General features: G+C 71.4%; 13 protein-coding genes and 1 pseudogene. 10 read left to right on the top strand and 4 right to left on the bottom strand.

Annotated elements, in window-relative coordinates; all coding sequences use genetic code 11:
- The first annotated feature begins 265 nt into the window (after window positions 1–265).
- From CCN29_RS20690 to CCN29_RS20680, 3 genes and pseudogenes are all read left to right on the top strand, one after another.
- Window positions 266–1,106, top strand: a pseudogene (locus tag CCN29_RS20690) (DUF427 domain-containing protein).
- Complete coding sequence (locus tag CCN29_RS20685; protein ID WP_006131333.1) at window positions 1,099–2,049, top strand: alpha/beta hydrolase; 951 nt, start codon at window positions 1,099–1,101, stop codon at window positions 2,047–2,049. The pseudogene CCN29_RS20690 and the gene CCN29_RS20685 overlap by 8 nt, the downstream one beginning before the upstream one ends.
- Before the next feature lie 131 nt (window positions 2,050–2,180).
- On the top strand, window positions 2,181–2,522 hold the full coding sequence (locus CCN29_RS20680) for a hypothetical protein (protein ID WP_006131332.1): 342 nt from the start codon (window positions 2,181–2,183) through the stop codon (window positions 2,520–2,522).
- A gap of 254 nt (window positions 2,523–2,776) precedes the next feature.
- On the opposite strand, the gene CCN29_RS20675 is transcribed toward CCN29_RS20680, so the two are convergent.
- Window positions 2,777–3,448 carry a sigma-70 family RNA polymerase sigma factor gene (locus CCN29_RS20675; protein ID WP_078886732.1) on the bottom strand — a complete coding sequence of 224 codons (672 nt, stop codon included), beginning with the start codon at window positions 3,446–3,448 and terminating at the stop codon, window positions 2,777–2,779.
- A 289-nt stretch (window positions 3,449–3,737) separates the two neighbouring features.
- Between CCN29_RS20675 and qcrB the strand changes: the two genes are divergently transcribed.
- The 3 genes from qcrB to CCN29_RS20660 all read left to right on the top strand — a co-directional run bounded on the left by qcrB (window position 3,738) and on the right by CCN29_RS20660 (window position 8,943).
- A complete protein-coding gene (qcrB, locus tag CCN29_RS20670) occupies window positions 3,738–5,348 on the top strand; it encodes a cytochrome bc1 complex cytochrome b subunit (RefSeq protein WP_006131329.1) in 1,611 nt (536 codons plus the stop codon).
- Window positions 5,349–5,429: 81 nt separating this feature from the next.
- Window positions 5,430–5,891 carry a MarR family winged helix-turn-helix transcriptional regulator gene (locus tag CCN29_RS20665; protein WP_031062618.1) on the top strand — a complete coding sequence of 154 codons (462 nt, stop codon included), beginning with the start codon at window positions 5,430–5,432 and terminating at the stop codon, window positions 5,889–5,891.
- Window positions 5,892–6,078: 187 nt separating this feature from the next.
- Window positions 6,079–8,943, top strand: a complete 2,865-nt coding sequence (locus tag CCN29_RS20660) for a helix-turn-helix transcriptional regulator (protein WP_086683640.1) — start codon at window positions 6,079–6,081, stop codon at window positions 8,941–8,943.
- 83 nt (window positions 8,944–9,026) lie between these two features.
- Here the strand turns inward: CCN29_RS20660 and CCN29_RS20655 are convergent, their stop codons facing one another.
- Window positions 9,027–10,382, bottom strand: coding sequence for an NAD(P)/FAD-dependent oxidoreductase (locus CCN29_RS20655; RefSeq protein ID WP_031062623.1), 1,356 nt, complete (start codon window positions 10,380–10,382; stop codon window positions 9,027–9,029).
- 251 nt (window positions 10,383–10,633) lie between these two features.
- On the opposite strand from CCN29_RS20655, the gene CCN29_RS36065 reads away from it, so the two are divergent.
- On the top strand, window positions 10,634–10,804 hold the full coding sequence (locus CCN29_RS36065) for a hypothetical protein (RefSeq protein WP_158688521.1): 171 nt from the start codon (window positions 10,634–10,636) through the stop codon (window positions 10,802–10,804).
- A gap of 23 nt (window positions 10,805–10,827) precedes the next feature.
- Here the strand turns inward: CCN29_RS36065 and CCN29_RS20645 are convergent, their stop codons facing one another.
- A complete protein-coding gene (locus tag CCN29_RS20645; RefSeq protein ID WP_006131324.1) occupies window positions 10,828–11,352 on the bottom strand; it encodes a DUF488 domain-containing protein in 525 nt (174 codons plus the stop codon).
- Between the two features lie 53 nt (window positions 11,353–11,405).
- Window positions 11,406–12,071: a MerR family transcriptional regulator gene (locus tag CCN29_RS20640; protein ID WP_086683637.1), complete on the bottom strand. Its 666-nt coding sequence runs from the start codon at window positions 12,069–12,071 to the stop codon at window positions 11,406–11,408.
- 116 nt (window positions 12,072–12,187) lie between these two features.
- On the opposite strand from CCN29_RS20640, the gene CCN29_RS20635 reads away from it, so the two are divergent.
- The 3 genes from CCN29_RS20635 to CCN29_RS20625 all read left to right on the top strand — a co-directional run bounded on the left by CCN29_RS20635 (window position 12,188) and on the right by CCN29_RS20625 (window position 14,375).
- The gene (locus CCN29_RS20635; protein ID WP_086683646.1) at window positions 12,188–12,601 is read left to right on the top strand and encodes a DUF3291 domain-containing protein; all 414 of its coding nucleotides are present in this window, start codon (window positions 12,188–12,190) and stop codon (window positions 12,599–12,601) included.
- 236 nt (window positions 12,602–12,837) lie between these two features.
- Window positions 12,838–13,755 carry an MFS transporter gene (locus tag CCN29_RS20630; RefSeq protein WP_442538430.1) on the top strand — a complete coding sequence of 306 codons (918 nt, stop codon included), beginning with the start codon at window positions 12,838–12,840 and terminating at the stop codon, window positions 13,753–13,755.
- 191 nt (window positions 13,756–13,946) lie between these two features.
- On the top strand, window positions 13,947–14,375 hold the full coding sequence (locus tag CCN29_RS20625; protein ID WP_006131320.1) for a hypothetical protein: 429 nt from the start codon (window positions 13,947–13,949) through the stop codon (window positions 14,373–14,375).
- Window positions 14,376–14,653 lie beyond the last annotated feature (278 nt).

Below are 14,653 nucleotides of genomic sequence, written 5' to 3'. Positions count from 1 at the left end.
ACCGAGGGCGGGCGGGGTGAGGGCCGGCCGGAAGACGGCGCTGACCTCACCGTCCTCGCCCCAGTACTTCTGCTCGGGATAGGGATACGACATCGCTCAAGTCCTTTCGATCCGCCCGCACCGATGCGCCGGCACGGGCCGTCGGGCGGCCCGTCGGGCGGCCCGTCACCAACGAGACCGGCGCGACCACCAGCGTGTGACACGACACCTCGCGACTTCCGTCAGGGCATCCCACATCCGAAGCGATCAACCCAAGGACAACATCATGGCAATCGAAAGCACCCTGCATCCCAGCCTCATCGTGCCGGTGGGGCACGTCGAGCCCGTGNNGGGGCCTGATCGGCGGCCACGTCGTCTTCGACACGCGCCGTGCGCTCTACGTGTGGGAATGGCAGGCCTACCCTCAGTTCACCATTCCGGTGGAGGACCTGGTCGAGGGGGCGCTGCACGACGACGCTCACACGGAGCGGCTCGGCGCGGGCCCCGCGCACCGTCACACGCTTCAGGTCGGCGGCGAAGTCCGTGAGGGGGCAGCATGGGTGTGGGGCGAGGGCGCCCCGGAGGCACTCCACGGCACCGTGCGGTTCGAATGGGAGGCCCTGGACACATGGCTGGAGGAGGACGAGCCGGTGTTCGTCCACCCGAGGAGCCCGTACTCCCGCGTCGACGCGCTGCGTTCCTCCAGCAGTGTGCGCGTGGAGGTGGACGGAGAGGTCCTGGCGGAAGCCTCCCAGTGCGTGAAACTGTTCGAGACCGGTCTGCCCACGCGCTACTACCTCGACCGCACGGACGTCGACTGGAACCGCCTCCAGCGCTCGGACACCGTGACCCGGTGCCCCTACAAGGGGACGACCAGCAGCTACTGGTCGTTCGACGGCGCCACCGGTCCGCACCCGGACATCGCCTGGACGTACGACTTCCCGACCATCCACGCCAACCGCATCGCCGGCATGACCGCCTTCTGCAACGAACGCGTGGACCTGTTCATCGACGGCGTCCCCCTGCCGAAGCAGCCGAGCCGAGCGCTGTGTCACACCCTGCCTCCCGGCCCGGTCTCAACAGGTACAAGCCCGTCCGGCCCGCTGCGAAGGAGCCACCATGAGTGACATCGTTCTCGAACCAGCCGCCCAGGAATTCGCCGACGCCACGGCCAAGCCGCCGCTGCTGTACGAACTGGGCGTCGAGGGAGCACGCAAGCTCCTCGACGACGTGCAGGCGCAGCCCGTCGAGAAGCCGGACGTGGACGACAAGTGGATCACCGTTCCCGCCGAAACCGGTGACGTGCGGGTGCGCATCGTCAAGCCCGTCGGCAGCAGCGGCGTCCTCCCGGTGATCCTGTACGTCCACGGCGGCGGCTGGATCCTCGGCAACGCCGGCACCCACGACCGCCTGGTCCGTGAACTGGCCGTCGGAGCCGAGGCCGCCGTCGTCTTCGTGGAGTACGACCGCTCGCCCGAGGCCAAGTACCCCGCCGCCATCGAGCAGGCGTACGCCACGGCACGGTGGATCACCTCCGAGGGATCGGGGGAAGGCCTGGACGCCTCCCGCCTCGTCGTCGCCGGTGATTCCGTCGGAGGCAACATGGCCGCCGCCCTCACCCACCTGGCCAAGCGGCGCGGCGACGTCACCTTCCTCCACCAGTCGCTGTACTACCCCGTGACCGACGCGGCCCAGGACACCGGGAGCTACCGCATCTTCGCCCACGGCCCTCACCTGACGGCCAAGGCGATGGAGTGGTTCTGGGACGCCTACACCACCGACCCCGCGGAACGGGCGCAGATCACCGCGTCCCCCCTGCGCGCCACGCTGGAGGACCTGCGCGGCCTGCCGCCGGCCTTCGTCGTCGTCGACGAGAACGACGTGCTGCGCGACGAGGGCGAGGCCTACGCGCGCAAGCTGGTGCAGGCCGGCGTCCCGACCACCAGCATCCGCTACAACGCCACCCTGCACGACTTCATGATGCTCAACCCCGTGCGCGGCACGCAGGCGTCGACCGCGGCCGTCGAGCAGGCCGTCCAGGTCCTGCGCAAGGCGCTGGGCACCGACTGACCGTGCCGTGCCGGCGCGCCCGCGTGGCCACGGCGGCGACGCGGGTGACGCGGCCCGCCTGATCAACAAGGCGGAGTCCTGGGAGTCCTGGGGGGCGAGCGTGGCCGTCCCACCCGAATCTGGAGCACACGATGGACACCGACAAGCAGACGGCCCGTGGCCTGGCCGACATCGAGGCGTACCTGTACCGGGAGGCCCACCTCAGCGCGGCCCGTCGGCGCCTGGCCCGTTTCGTGGCGCGGGCCGACGACTTCAGTGCCGAGCAGAAGGCCGAGCTCGAGACGTGGTATCTCGGCGAACAGCGGTACGTGGCGCGGATGGTCACCGATCACATCGCCGACAGCATCAGCGCGGTGGAGGACCAGCACCGCGTCCGCTTCGGACGGTGGCTGCGCGGAACACTGATCGGCATGACGGTGATCACCTTGGCCGTGATCGCGGGCGCGGTGATCGCGGTGTGCCTCCTGCGGTGAGCACGGTCCGCCCGCCGGCGGCGACGCACCCGACGCCGCCTTCTCGCCGGCCACGCCGATCCGTCCCGTTCCAACATCGGTCACGCCGGTCCGGCCGCACGACGGCCGGGCCGGCGCCCTGATCAGCGCGTCTGGTCGGTCGGGCCCCGGCGCCCCTGCCCGAGTAGCCGACGCCTCCACCGCCGCGTACGGAGTGCACCACGGGCCGGAAGCACTCCACGGACGCCCCACAGCGGACCCGCCGCAGACGGCCCTCAAGACACGTCCTCCAGCAGCACGCGCTCCAGGCAGGCCAGGTCGCCGCTGCGCGCCGCCCCGAGGAACGCCTGCACCAGACGACGGTGGGCGGCGGAGTCCACCTCCTGGCGCAGGCGTCCGGTGTCGAGCCTCCGCTGGGCGCGGAACACCTGCTGACGTGCGTTGACGACGCTGAGCTGGAGAAGAGCGGCGATGCGGTCGTAGGAGCAGCCGAAGCCCTCCCGCAGCAGATAGGCCGCCCGCTGGTTCGGGGTGAGCGTGGCCAGCAGCAGCGCGACGGCACCGTCGACGGCGTCGTGCCGCTCCACCACCGTCTCCGGGGTCGACCGACCGTCCACCCGATCGGGAAGCGTGGGACTGGCGGAGAACTCCCGCCGCTTACGGGCCGACTGCGCCATGTTCATCGCCAGCCTGGCCGTGATCGTCCGCAGCAGAGCGGCCGGATGATGCACAGCCGCACGGTCGGCGCCCTGCAACCGCACCCAGGCCTCCTGCACGACGTCCTCGGCGTCCGTCGGGCTTCCCACGATGCGATGGGCGATGTGCAGCAGGGAGGGCCGTGCACGGAGGAACACGGAAGCGGCGTCGTCCAGATCGGTGATGTCCCACGTCACCGTCCTGGCCTGCTCCACGGGCGGGCACTCTGATGTGACGAGACTGGTGTTCACGGTGGCTCTCCTCCGTCAGAGGGGCAGCGGTCCGAACGGCCGGCTCCTTCACACTCACGCCGAGCGGTGGAGCGCCGCGCCCTTGACGACGCGTGGCCGGTACGTGGTGAGACCCCGGGGTCCCCGTGGCCACGGACCACGGGCCACGGACCATGGGGCGGCCGGCAAAAGCCGCGAAGTGGCACACGGTGTCACAACAGTGCGCCGCGGACGGTCTACCTGTCGGAACGCGGTGCGGTCGCGCCGATCAGCCGGTGCGCTGCCCGCAGGGCAGGAGCGAGTGAGGGACATGGGCCACGACAACCAGCCGACCGAGGCACGTCCGCGCACCGGAGGGGAGCAGCCGGCGCGAGGAGCCGGCGCCCGCCCGCCCACTCCGGGCCGTACGAAGGCCCTGCTGCGCCGGGCCTTCCCGGACCACTGGTCCTTCATGCTGGGAGAGATCTGCCTCTACAGCTTCCTCGTCATCGTCCTCACGGGCGTCTACCTCGCCTTCTTCTTCCACCCCTCCTCGGAGCAGGTGATCTACGACGGCAGCTACGGCCCGCTGCGGGGCCAACTGGTGTCGGCGGCCTTCGACTCCACGATGGACATCTCCTTCGAGGTCAGAGGCGGACTGCTGATCAGGCAGGCACACCACTGGGCCGCACTGATCTTCGTGGCGGGTCTCCTCATGTATGTGATGCGGATCTTCTTCACCGGCGCGTTCCGCAAGCCACGCGAGCTGAACTGGGTGGTCGCCTTCCTGCTGCTGATCCTCGGCATGTTCGCCGGACTGACCGGCTACGACCTCCCCGACGACCTTCTGTCCGGCACCGGCCTCGCCGTCGTCAACGGCACGCTGCTCTCGGTGCCCGTCGTCGGCACCTACCTGTCGATGTTCCTCTCCGGAGGCGAGTACCCGGGCGACGACCTGATCGCCCGGTTCCACACCCTGCACGTTCTGCTCATCCCCGCGCTCATGGTCGCGCTGATGGTGCTCCACCGGGCCTTGTCCCGGCGGGAACGGCCCGCGCAGTACCCGGGACCGGGACGGACCGAGACCAACGTCGTGGGACTGCCGCTCGGGGTGCGCCTGGTCAAGTCGGCCGGCTACCTCTTCCTCGTGTCGGGAACCGTCTTCGTCCTCGCCGCGATCGCGCAGATCAACCCCATCTGGCAGTACGGCCCCTACCGGCCCGACCAGGTCTCCGCCGGTTCCCAGCCCGACTGGTACATGGGCGTGCTCGACGGTCTGCTGCGCGTCATGCCGGGGTGGGAGGTCACGGCCTGGGGACACACGCTCGCCCTGGACAACCTCATACCGCTCCTCGTCGGCGCGGGCCTCTTCCTCGCGCTGGGCGCCTACCCGTTCCTCGAAGCGTGGGTCACGGGCGACCGGCGGCCGCATCACGTTCTCGACCGCCCCCGCAACAGGCCGGTGCGCACCGCACTGGGCGCCGCATGGCTCACCTTCTACGCCGTGGCCCTCGTCGGCGCCGCGAACGACATCATCGCCCTGCGCCTCCACGTCTCCGTCAACGCGGTGACCTGGGCGGTCCGCGCCGGGCTGTTCGTGGTGCCCGCCGTCGTGTTCGTCCTCACGAAGCGATGGGCGCTCGCCCTGCAACGGCGCGACCGCGACAAGGTGCTCCACGGGCGCGAGACGGGAGTCGTCAAGCGGCTGCCGCACGGCGAGTTCGTCGAGGTGCACGAGCCGCTCAGCCCTGAACGGCTGTACGTGCTCACCGCCCACGAGCAGTACGAACCCCTCACGCTCGACGACGACCGCCCTCCCACCGTCGCCGCCAGACTCCGGGCCAGGCTCAGCCGAGGCCTGTACGGGGAGGGCACGCAGATCCGCAAGCCCACACCGAAGGAGGTGTCACACGGGGACCGCCCGCCCGGTCAGATCGGCTGAAGCGACGACGGTGTCCACACCGCACGGGCGCCGGCCGTCCCCGGGTGCGGCAGACGTCCCTGAGGAGAAGGCGGTCCACGGGTGAGTGACGAGCCGGTGATGATCGAGCGGTGGATCGCGATGGCCGCCGTCCACAGAAGGATCGAGGCCCGGATCGAGCAGGACCTTCGCCGGCGGATCGGGCTGGGGTCACGGGAGTTCTGCGCGCTGAGCGTGCTGCGGAGAGGGACGCGGACCGACAAGGGACCCCTCCACCTCGGCGAACTCGCCGTCGCCGTCGGGCTGAGCCCGTCCGCGACCAGCCGTCTCGTCGCGCGGCTGGAGGCCCGGGACCTCATCACGCTGCACACGTCCCCGGTGGACCGCCGCAGCGTCGAGATCGTACTGACCGGTGCCGCCCACGCCACGGTGCTGGCCGGCACCTCGGTCCTGCAGCGCGCCGTCACGGACGCCGTGAGGCAACTGGACGCCGAGGGCGCCGCCGACACGTACCTCCTGCGCTACCTCCACGGCGAGCCGCCCGACACCGGCACATCGTGCTGACGTGACCGTTCAACGACCCTCCACCGCGCACGCGTTGCCGGATCACCGGGTCCGTGGTGTCGCGTCGTGCCGCCGAGCCTCCTGTCACAAAGTCCGCCCTGTCCCGGTCAGTCGGGCGAACGGGCCTGTGCACGCACACGCACATACCCGTACCCGCACCCGTGCCGCCCGACAGGAGCCGCGTCCCATGAACGCCAGTAAGCTTCCCGACCTGGTCGGCCGGTACCGGGAATGCGCGGTGCTCGACGAACTCCTGACCGCTCCACGCGCCGGTGAGCCCCGCGTACGGGTCCTCCGCGGAGAGGCCGGCATGGGGAAGTCCGTACTGCTGGAATACGCGGCAGCCCGCGCGTCGCACATGACGGTCACCCGGGCCCAGGGCGTCGAAGCGGACATGGAGCTGCCCTACGCGAGCCTCCACCAACTGTGCGCACCGTTCCTCGCCCAGGTCGACGAACTGCCCGCCCCACAACGCGACGCACTGCGCGTGGCGTTCGGGACGGCCGCCGGAGACCCTCCGGACCGCTTCCTGGTCGGACTGGCCGTGCTGACCCTGCTCACCCGGGCATCGGAGAACCGAACCGTGCTCGTCCTGGTCGACGACGCCCAGTGGCTCGACCAAGTGTCCCTGCAGACACTGGGGTTCGTGGCCCGGCGGCTGCTCGCCGAGGCCGTCGCGATGGTCTTCGCCGTACGGGATCCCGAGGGCGAGGGCGTGCTCACCCACCTGCCCGAGACATGGATCGGCGGCCTCGACGCCGCCTCGGCGGCACAGCTCCTCGAAGCCACCGTCAGCGGACGCCTCGACAGACAGGTCCGGGACCGCTTCGTGGCCGAGATGCACGGCAACCCCCTCGCGCTGCTCGAGTTCTCGCGCGGACGCACAGCCGCCGAACTCGCCTACGGGCTGGACTCGTGCACCTCTCCGCACCCCCGCGGCGCAGTGTCGAACCGCCTCGAACGCGACTTCGCCGAACGGCTCGGCTCACTGCCGCGGCCGACCCGCACCCTGCTCCTGATCGCCGCGGCGGAACCGGTCGGCGACGCCGGTCTGCTGACACGCGCGGCCGCCTCCCTCGGCATCACGCCCGACACCACGCCGGCCCGAACGGCCGGGCTGATCGACCTCCGCGGCTTTCTGCGCTTCCGGCACCCCCTGGTGCGCTCCGCGGTCTACCACCAGGCCGGCATCGAGGAGCGACGGGCGGTGCACCGGGCGCTGGCCGCGGCCACCGACCCGGCCCTGGACCCCGACCGCCGTGCCTGGCACGCGGCCCAGGCCGCCTCCGGACCGGACGAAGAGGTCGCCGCCGGTCTGGAACGGGCCGCCGACCGTGCGCGGCAGCGCGGCGGCATCGCCGCCGAGGCCGTGCTCCTGGAGCGCGCCGCCCAGCTGACACCGGACCCCTGGTCCCGCGGGCGCCGGGCGGTCGCCGCGGCCGAGACGCACTTCGCGGCAGCCGACCCCGACCGGGCCACGGAGCAGGCGACGCTCGCCGAGCTGTGCCCCCTCAGCTCCCTGGACCGTGCGCGCCTGGCCCGGCTGCGGGCGCGTATCCTCTTCGCCCGCAGCCGCAGCGACGAGGCCGCGCCGCTCCTCCTCGAGGCCGCCGCACAGTTCACCGCCGCCGGCTCGCCCTTGGCGCCGCTGACCTATCTGGGAGCGATCAACGCGGCCATCTTCGCCGGCACGGTCCACGGCCCGACAGGCGCCCGCGCCGCGGCCGCGGCGGCCCGCGCCTCCGGGGCCCCGCCGTCCGGCTCCGAAGCGGCCGACCTGCTCCTCGACGGGGTGGCGGCCATCCTCACCGAGGACCACGAGAGCGGACTCACGGCCCTGCGCCGGGCCCTGCACCTCCTCGCCCAGGAGGAGCTGCCCACCCGCGAGGCCACGATGCGCTGGCTGCTCCTCGTCCCCGTCGCCCTGGAGGCGTTCATCCACCACGCCTGGGACCTCCATGCCTGGGACACACTGGCGACCCGCGCCGTGCGACTGGCACGCGACATCGGTGCGCTCGGCGAGCTTCCCCCGGCACTGATCTACGCCGGCGGGGTCCACATCCACTACGGTGACTTCGCCGAGGCCGCCCGCATGATCGACGAGGCCGACGCGATCGCCGCCGCGACCGGACACGCGCCCCACACCTACGCCTCGCTCGTCCTGGCAGCGTGGCGCGGTGACGCGGACGCGGCCGCCCACATCGTCGAAGACGCCCGGGCAGGCGCACTGCGACGCGGCGAGGTCTCCCTCCTGGGCGCCATGGGCTACATCCAGGGCGTGCTGTTCAACGGACTGGCCCGGTACGACGAGGCCCTGGCGGCCGCCCAATCGGCCATCGACCACGACGGATTCAACTTCAGAGGCCTGTCGTTGGTGGAGCACATCGAGGCGGCCACCCGGTGCGGGAGACACGACGAGGCCCGCGCCTCGCTCGCCCGGCTGCTCGACCTCACCCGTGCCACCGACTCCGGGTGGGCCGCCGGCGCCGGCGCCCGCAGCCGGGCCCTCCTCGCCGAGGACGACGAAGCCGACGCCCTCTACCGCACCGCCCTCGAAGAGTTCGGCCGTGGCGGCGTCACCGTGGAGCTGGCCCGCACCCATCTGCTGTACGGCGAGTGGCTCCGCCGCAACCGCCGGCCCGCGCAGGCGCGGGAACACCTGCGCACAGCCTTCGACATGTTCGACGGCATGCGGGCCGCGGCGTTCGCCGAGCGGGCCCGCCGCGAACTGACCGCCACCGGCGAGCACGTCAGGACGCGCGCGACCACGCCGTCCGGCGCACTGACGCCGCAGGAGTCCCAGATCGCGACGCTCGCCGCGGAAGGCATGACCAACGCCCGGATCGGCGCCGAGCTGTTCATCAGCCCGCACACCGTCGAGTGGCACCTGCGGAAGGTGTACGCCAAGCTCGGGATCAACTCGCGCCGCGCGCTGCCGGACGCACTGGCCGGCGCGCCGGGCGCCGACGGCAGGCCGCGCCGCGAACGACGCACCGCAGCGGACCGCATCCACGCGCCCTCCCGCGCCGCCGGGACCCCCGGCCCACGGTGAACAGTCGTACCACGCACCGCCGGAGCGCGCGCCCGCCCGGAGCGCGCACCGCCATGGACGACGGTGCGCGCTCCGGCGCGCGGTCAGGCCGCTTCCGAACCACTCACCGGTAGCTCCGCGGGGTACTGGGACCGGTCGCCGGTGACGAACGCGTCCCGGGGATGCTGCACCGACGCGAGGGAGACGAGGTCCCGTCCGAACACGGCCGCCGTCAGCCAGATCGCCAGCACGCGTACCTTGCGCTCCCAGGTCGGTATGGCGAGCACGTGGTAACCCCGGTGCATGAGCCAGGCGGGCAGCCCCTTGACGACGATGCCCTTGTACTGGAAGATGCCGCGGCCCAGCCCCAGGGTCGCCACCACACCCAGGCTGCTGTGCCGGTAGTCGCGGAGCCGCCCGCCACGCAGGCTCGCCACGATGTTGCGCGCGAGAAGTTTGCCCTGACGGACGGCATGCTGGGCGTTGGGCACGGTCCGCGCCCCCGGAACGGGGGAAGCCAGGTCGGGCACGGAAGCGTCGTCCCCGGCGGCCCACACGTCCGGCGTGGGCTCACTGTCGGTGCCCACGCGCAGATCCGCGCGCACCATCAGCAGGCCGCGTTCGTCGACCGGCAGGTCGGTGTGGTTCCGCACGACAGGGTTGGAGGCGTTTCCGGCCGTCCACACGATCAATCCGGAGTCGAACTCCTCACCCGAGGAGAGCACCACGTGCCCGCCCCGCGCGGACATCAGCTGGGTTCCCAGATGCACTTGCGCACCGCGACGCCGCAGGGAACGCACGACCCAGGCGCCGGGACCGTCGCTGACCTCGGGCAGGATGCGGTCACGGGCCTCGACCAGGTGGAAGGACAGCTTCTCGAAGCTCAGCTCGGGGTACCTCTTGAGCAACGCGGTGCCCAGCGACAGCAGTTCGCTGAAGCCCTCGACGCCGGAGAAGCCGCCGCCGACGAACGTGACGGTCAGCAGCTTGCGGCGCTCGGGCCCCGGGGGAAGGGCGGCGGCCTGGTCCAAGGCGGTCAGCAGCCGGTCGCGTACGGCCACCGCCTCCTCGACGTGCTTGAGCCCGATCGCCTCCTCCGCGACTCCCGGCACGGGGAACGTCCGGGTCACGGCGCCGGCGGTGACCACCAGGACGTCGTAGGACAGGGTACGCTCGGGCCCGTCGGCCGGCTGCACGGTCACCGTCCGGTCCGCGTGCCGGATGTCGGTCACGCGGCCGGCGATCAGCTGCGTGCGCCGCAGATGGCGGCGCAGCGACACGGCGGCATGCCGCGCCTCGACCGATCCGGCGGCCACCTCCGGCAGGAACGGCTGGTACGTCATGTAGGGGCGGGGATCGATCACCGTCACCCGGGCCTCACCCCGGCGCAGCTTCTTCTCCAGGCCCCACGCCGTGTAGAAGCCCGCATAACCACCACCGACGATCACAATCTCACGCATGATGTCCTCTACTTCTCGGCCTACCTCCATGACCGTGCAGCCCTCGGCTCTGTGACAGGACACGGGGGCAGCCCGCCTGTCACGAACCGTGACTCCGTCCGGTCAACTGAGCGGAGAAATCCCGGCAGAGAGACCCCTGAAGAAATGCTTTCCGGCATCGGGGTGACAACGTCGATGTCGGTCACGACGAGGTGGAGTCCCTGCCCGAGCCGGGCGGGGCCGAGGCATGCCGGTACCTGCGTGAGCGGGGCGTGGAAACAGTCGAGATCTTCCACGACACCAGTGACGTGTTCCACCGCAGCTCCGGCGCGACACGACGCCCCGGCCCCGACCCCGAACGGCGCACGTACCGTTCGTACGCCGTGTTCAACGACCCGGACGGGAACGAATGGGTACTGCAGGAGGTCCCCGCCGAGTCCTGACGGCCGCGACTCGACTCCGGATCTCAGCTCGCGGGATAGGTGATGCGGCCGTTGTGAACGGCCGCGCTCTCGTTCAAGGAGGCCGGTTTCGTCACCGTCGCGGACATGATGTGCACGACCTCGGCACCGGCGACGAGCAGCGCATCGGTGATGAGCCGGCGGTGACAGCGCCATGGCACGGCCTCACTGCACATGATGACCGGCCGGCCGTGCGCGGCGAGGTCGAGCAGCTCACCCAGCCCCTTAGCGAACTCGTCGCTCGTCATGTGATCGGCATAGTCACGGAACGCCTTCACCCGCCACGCCGTATTGACGCTTTCGACTCCTGCAGGCGTGTGCCGCCTGCCGCCCAACTCCCGGATCCATCGATAGGGGATGTCCGAGGGGAGAGCTTCGACGATCGCGTCCTGATTCCACTGCGGGAACGTGCGCGATGCCGGGTAGGAACGGACATCCACCAGGTGGGTGATCCCGTTGTTCCGCAGCATGGACAGCACCTCGTCGAAGGTGCGGGTCGAATGCCCGACGGTGTACACGCGGTTCGCCATGACAACTCCGTGTTACGCCTGCTGAAGTGCCGGTGCCGGTGCGGGTAACCGTGTCAGCCGTTGCTGAAGCGCTGTGCGGAATGGTGTTCCTGTGCGAGGCGTCGCAGGGCCAGCAGCGCGGGCTCGAGAAGCACGGTCAGCAGGAGGGCGCGTTCGGCCTGCTGGAGCGGATCACCGGCGCCTTCCAGCTGGTCGAGGTCGAGTCGCGCCGCCCGGTCGGCGAGGTGGGCGTAGGGGAGGAGGGAGCGCCAGTCGTAGTCCATCCCGAGCGCCCGCAGGGTCTCCAGCGTCTCGGTGACCACCTGTGCCGCGGGCGGATTCGGGGACGTCTTCCAGCCCATCTCGGCGGTCAGCGCGGCCACGTCCTCGGCGGCGTCACCCGCGGCGGCCCCGGCGCCGGCCGGTTCCTCGGCGCCGTCCCGGCGCGGCGGTCGGCCGGACCGTTCGACGGGCAGCGCGCCGAGCACCAGCCCGAGCAGCAGGTGCATGTCGCCCTGCTGTTCGTCGACGGCGGCCAGGACGTCCTTGGTGGCGCTCACGGACAGCCCGCGGACCCCGATCAGGGAGCGGATCAGCCGCAGCCGGCGTAGGTGGTCCTCGTTGTAATCGGCCTGGTTGGCGGCGGTGGCGCGGCCCGCGGGCAGCAGACCGTCCCGCAGGTAGTACTTGATCGTGGGGATGGAGACCCCGCTGCGGCGGCTCAGCTCGGAGATGCGCATCGGCCCGCTTCCTGCTCGTCCTGTTTTCATCGCCTGTGGATAACGGCTAGTGCCACTGTCCATTGGTGCCTATAGTGGATAGTGCCACTCACCACTCTAGAAGGCGAGGACGAATGATGCCCGCACTTCCCTGGACCGTCCCGAATCCGCCCCCGTCGCACGGCACGGCGTTCGTCATGGCCTCCCGCTTCGAAGTGCGGACGCTCAAGGACGTCCCCCGCTTCTTCCTCCAGTCCCTGGCCGCGTGGAAACAGGTCCGCTCGGCCCCCGGCGCCTACGGCGCCTCACTGATCGCGCAGCCCGCCCGGCGCGTCTTCTACACGCTGTCCGCCTGGCAGGATCGCGACGCCCTCTACGCGTACGCCGGGACCGAACCGCACCGCGGCATCATGACGTCGCTGCGCTCGACGATGCGCACCTCCACGTTCACCTTCTGGGAGGTCGACGTCACCGGGCTGCCCGTCACGTGGGACGACGCCAGGCGCCGCCTGGCGGAACAGGCGCGCACCGACGCGGCGGGCGACGCCTGAGCCGAGAGGTGTTCCCCGGCCCGGAGCGCCCCCGTGCCGGGCCGGACGACAACCCTTCCGCGAGGCCGCACCGACTCCCGTCTCCCGTCTCCTCGAGGAGTCCTCTTGAGTACCGCATCGCTCAGCGCGGCCGAGCGCCGCCGCCCGCCCTTGTGGCTGTCCATCGTCGCGTGCAGCGTTCCCATGTTCATGGTCGCCCTCGACAACCTGGTCGTCTCCACGGCTTCTGGATCAACGTGCCCGTCGGCCTCGTCGCCGTCCCGCTCGCCCGGGCCGTGCTGCGCGAGAGCAGCCTGCCCGGCACCCGCATCGACCTGCTCGGCATGGCCCTGGCCACGTGCGGTCCGGTCGCGGTCGTGTGGGCGATCGTCCACGGCGAGTCCGACGGCTGGACCTCCCGCACGGTCCTCGGCACGTTCGCCGCCGGAGCCGTGCTGCTGGCCGCGTTCGTCCTGTGGGAGCGCCGGGCCCGGCAGCCGCTGCTCCCGCTGTCCCTCTACCGGATCCGCCCGTTCGTCCTGTCCAGCGTCGTCTCCGTGGCGATGCACTTCGGCGTCTTCGGGTCGATCTTCCTGCTCGCCCAGTACCTTCAGGTCGCCCCGGAACGCAGCCCGCTGCACGCCGGTGTCCTCACCCTGGCCTGGACGCTGATGCCGACGTTCGTCGCACCACTGGCCGGGGCGCTCACCGACCGGGTGGGCGGAGGGCGGCTGATGGCGCTCGGCCTGTTCCTCCAGGCCGCCGGACTGGCCTGGCTCGCGCTGGCGGCCGGCCCGGACACGCCCTACACCCGGCTGGTGGGCGGCATGGTGATCGCGGGCGCGGGCATGGGGTTCGCCTTCGCGCCGACGGCGGCCGTGGTCCTCGGCTCGGTGGCCCGGGAGCACCACGGCAAGGCCTCGGGCGCCAACACCACCGTCCGCGAGATCGGCGGCGCGCTGGGCATCGCCGTCCTGAGCAGCGTCTTCCTCCGCTACGGCAGCGACCACGGCGGCCCTGAGCAGTTCGTCGACGGTCTGCGTCCCGCCGTGTGGACGGGCGTCGCCGTCGTCCTCGCCGGCGCCCTGTGCGCCCTCGCCATCCCGCGCCCCGCCCGCCGCACGTCCCCGGATCCGGCGGCCCCCGCCCAGGACAGGACCCCGACCCCGGCCTGAGGGGACGCCAGGCCGAGGCCGTACGAGGTTCGATGCTCCATCCGCTCCTCGTCGCAAGCCGGGGCAACTCCCAGGCAGGAAGGTGGCCTGTCCCACATTTCCGCCCCGGCCTTTGGCAGATGGTCGAGTTCCGTCTAGGGTGTCCTGTAGTCAAATTTGAACAGTCGGATCGCCTTGCTTGGGAGCTTTGCGTGACCCTGCCGCCTCAGACCGGCTACACCCCCACCGCCGAGGACCGTGCGAGCCTCGACGCCTGGTTCGAGCAGTACGACGCGCTGTGCGCCGAGCGCGACATCGAACGCATGGCGGACCAGGCGGTGTTCCCGCTCAACCTGATCAGTGACGACTCGACGGGCAACGGCAGGTCGGCCCAGTGGGACCGCCGGCAGTTCGTCGACACGATGACGCAGGTGATGGGTGACGGCAGTCAGGAGGTCACGTTCCGCAACACCCGCACGCCGGTCTTCCTCTCGGCCTCGATGGCGGTGGTCTTCACCCGCTCCGTCGTCACCACGGGCGACCAGACCTACGAGAGCGACTACGCCGACGTGCTGGTCCGCCGGGACGGCGCCTGGGCCTTCCAGACGATGATCCAGAGCGGCTGGGGCGACAACCTCTGACCGCGGGGCGATCGCGCCGCTCCGGGCACGTCCCGGCGGGCGTTGTCTCGCGGACAGGGAGCAGCATCGGCGAAGTCGCACGTGCGCCGGGCGGAACCAGGGCATCGGGGGAGAGAGTGTCGGAACGCATGGAGTGGATGACACCGGGGCAGGCCGCGCCGCTGGCGCGCTGTGCGGCCGTGTTCGAACCGGGGGACCCGGCGCGCACGGGCCGGATCGCCTTCTGGGACCCCGCCGGCCACACCCCGCCCACGGTGCCGGGCGGCGAGCACGGCGAG

The sequence above is a fragment of the Streptomyces pseudogriseolus genome (genome assembly GCA_002154585.1).
Classification (GTDB): Bacteria; Actinomycetota; Actinomycetes; order Streptomycetales; family Streptomycetaceae; genus Streptomyces; species Streptomyces pseudogriseolus.
This window is presented reverse-complemented; position numbering and strand designations above follow the sequence as displayed.

Coding starts and splice junctions, on each gene's coding strand:
- CCN29_RS20685 (WP_006131333.1), top strand. CDS start 1,099: ATGAGTGACATCGTTCTCGAACCAGCCGCCCAGGAATTCGCCGACGCC.
- CCN29_RS20680 (WP_006131332.1), top strand. CDS start 2,181: ATGGACACCGACAAGCAGACGGCCCGTGGCCTGGCCGACATCGAGGCG.
- qcrB (WP_006131329.1), top strand. CDS start 3,738: ATGGGCCACGACAACCAGCCGACCGAGGCACGTCCGCGCACCGGAGGG.
- CCN29_RS20660 (WP_086683640.1), top strand. CDS start 6,079: ATGAACGCCAGTAAGCTTCCCGACCTGGTCGGCCGGTACCGGGAATGC.
- CCN29_RS20655 (WP_031062623.1), bottom strand. CDS start 10,382: ATGCGTGAGATTGTGATCGTCGGTGGTGGTTATGCGGGCTTCTACACG.
- CCN29_RS20645 (WP_006131324.1), bottom strand. CDS start 11,352: ATGGCGAACCGCGTGTACACCGTCGGGCATTCGACCCGCACCTTCGAC.
- CCN29_RS20640 (WP_086683637.1), bottom strand. CDS start 12,071: ATGCGCATCTCCGAGCTGAGCCGCCGCAGCGGGGTCTCCATCCCCACG.
- CCN29_RS20635 (WP_086683646.1), top strand. CDS start 12,188: ATGCCCGCACTTCCCTGGACCGTCCCGAATCCGCCCCCGTCGCACGGC.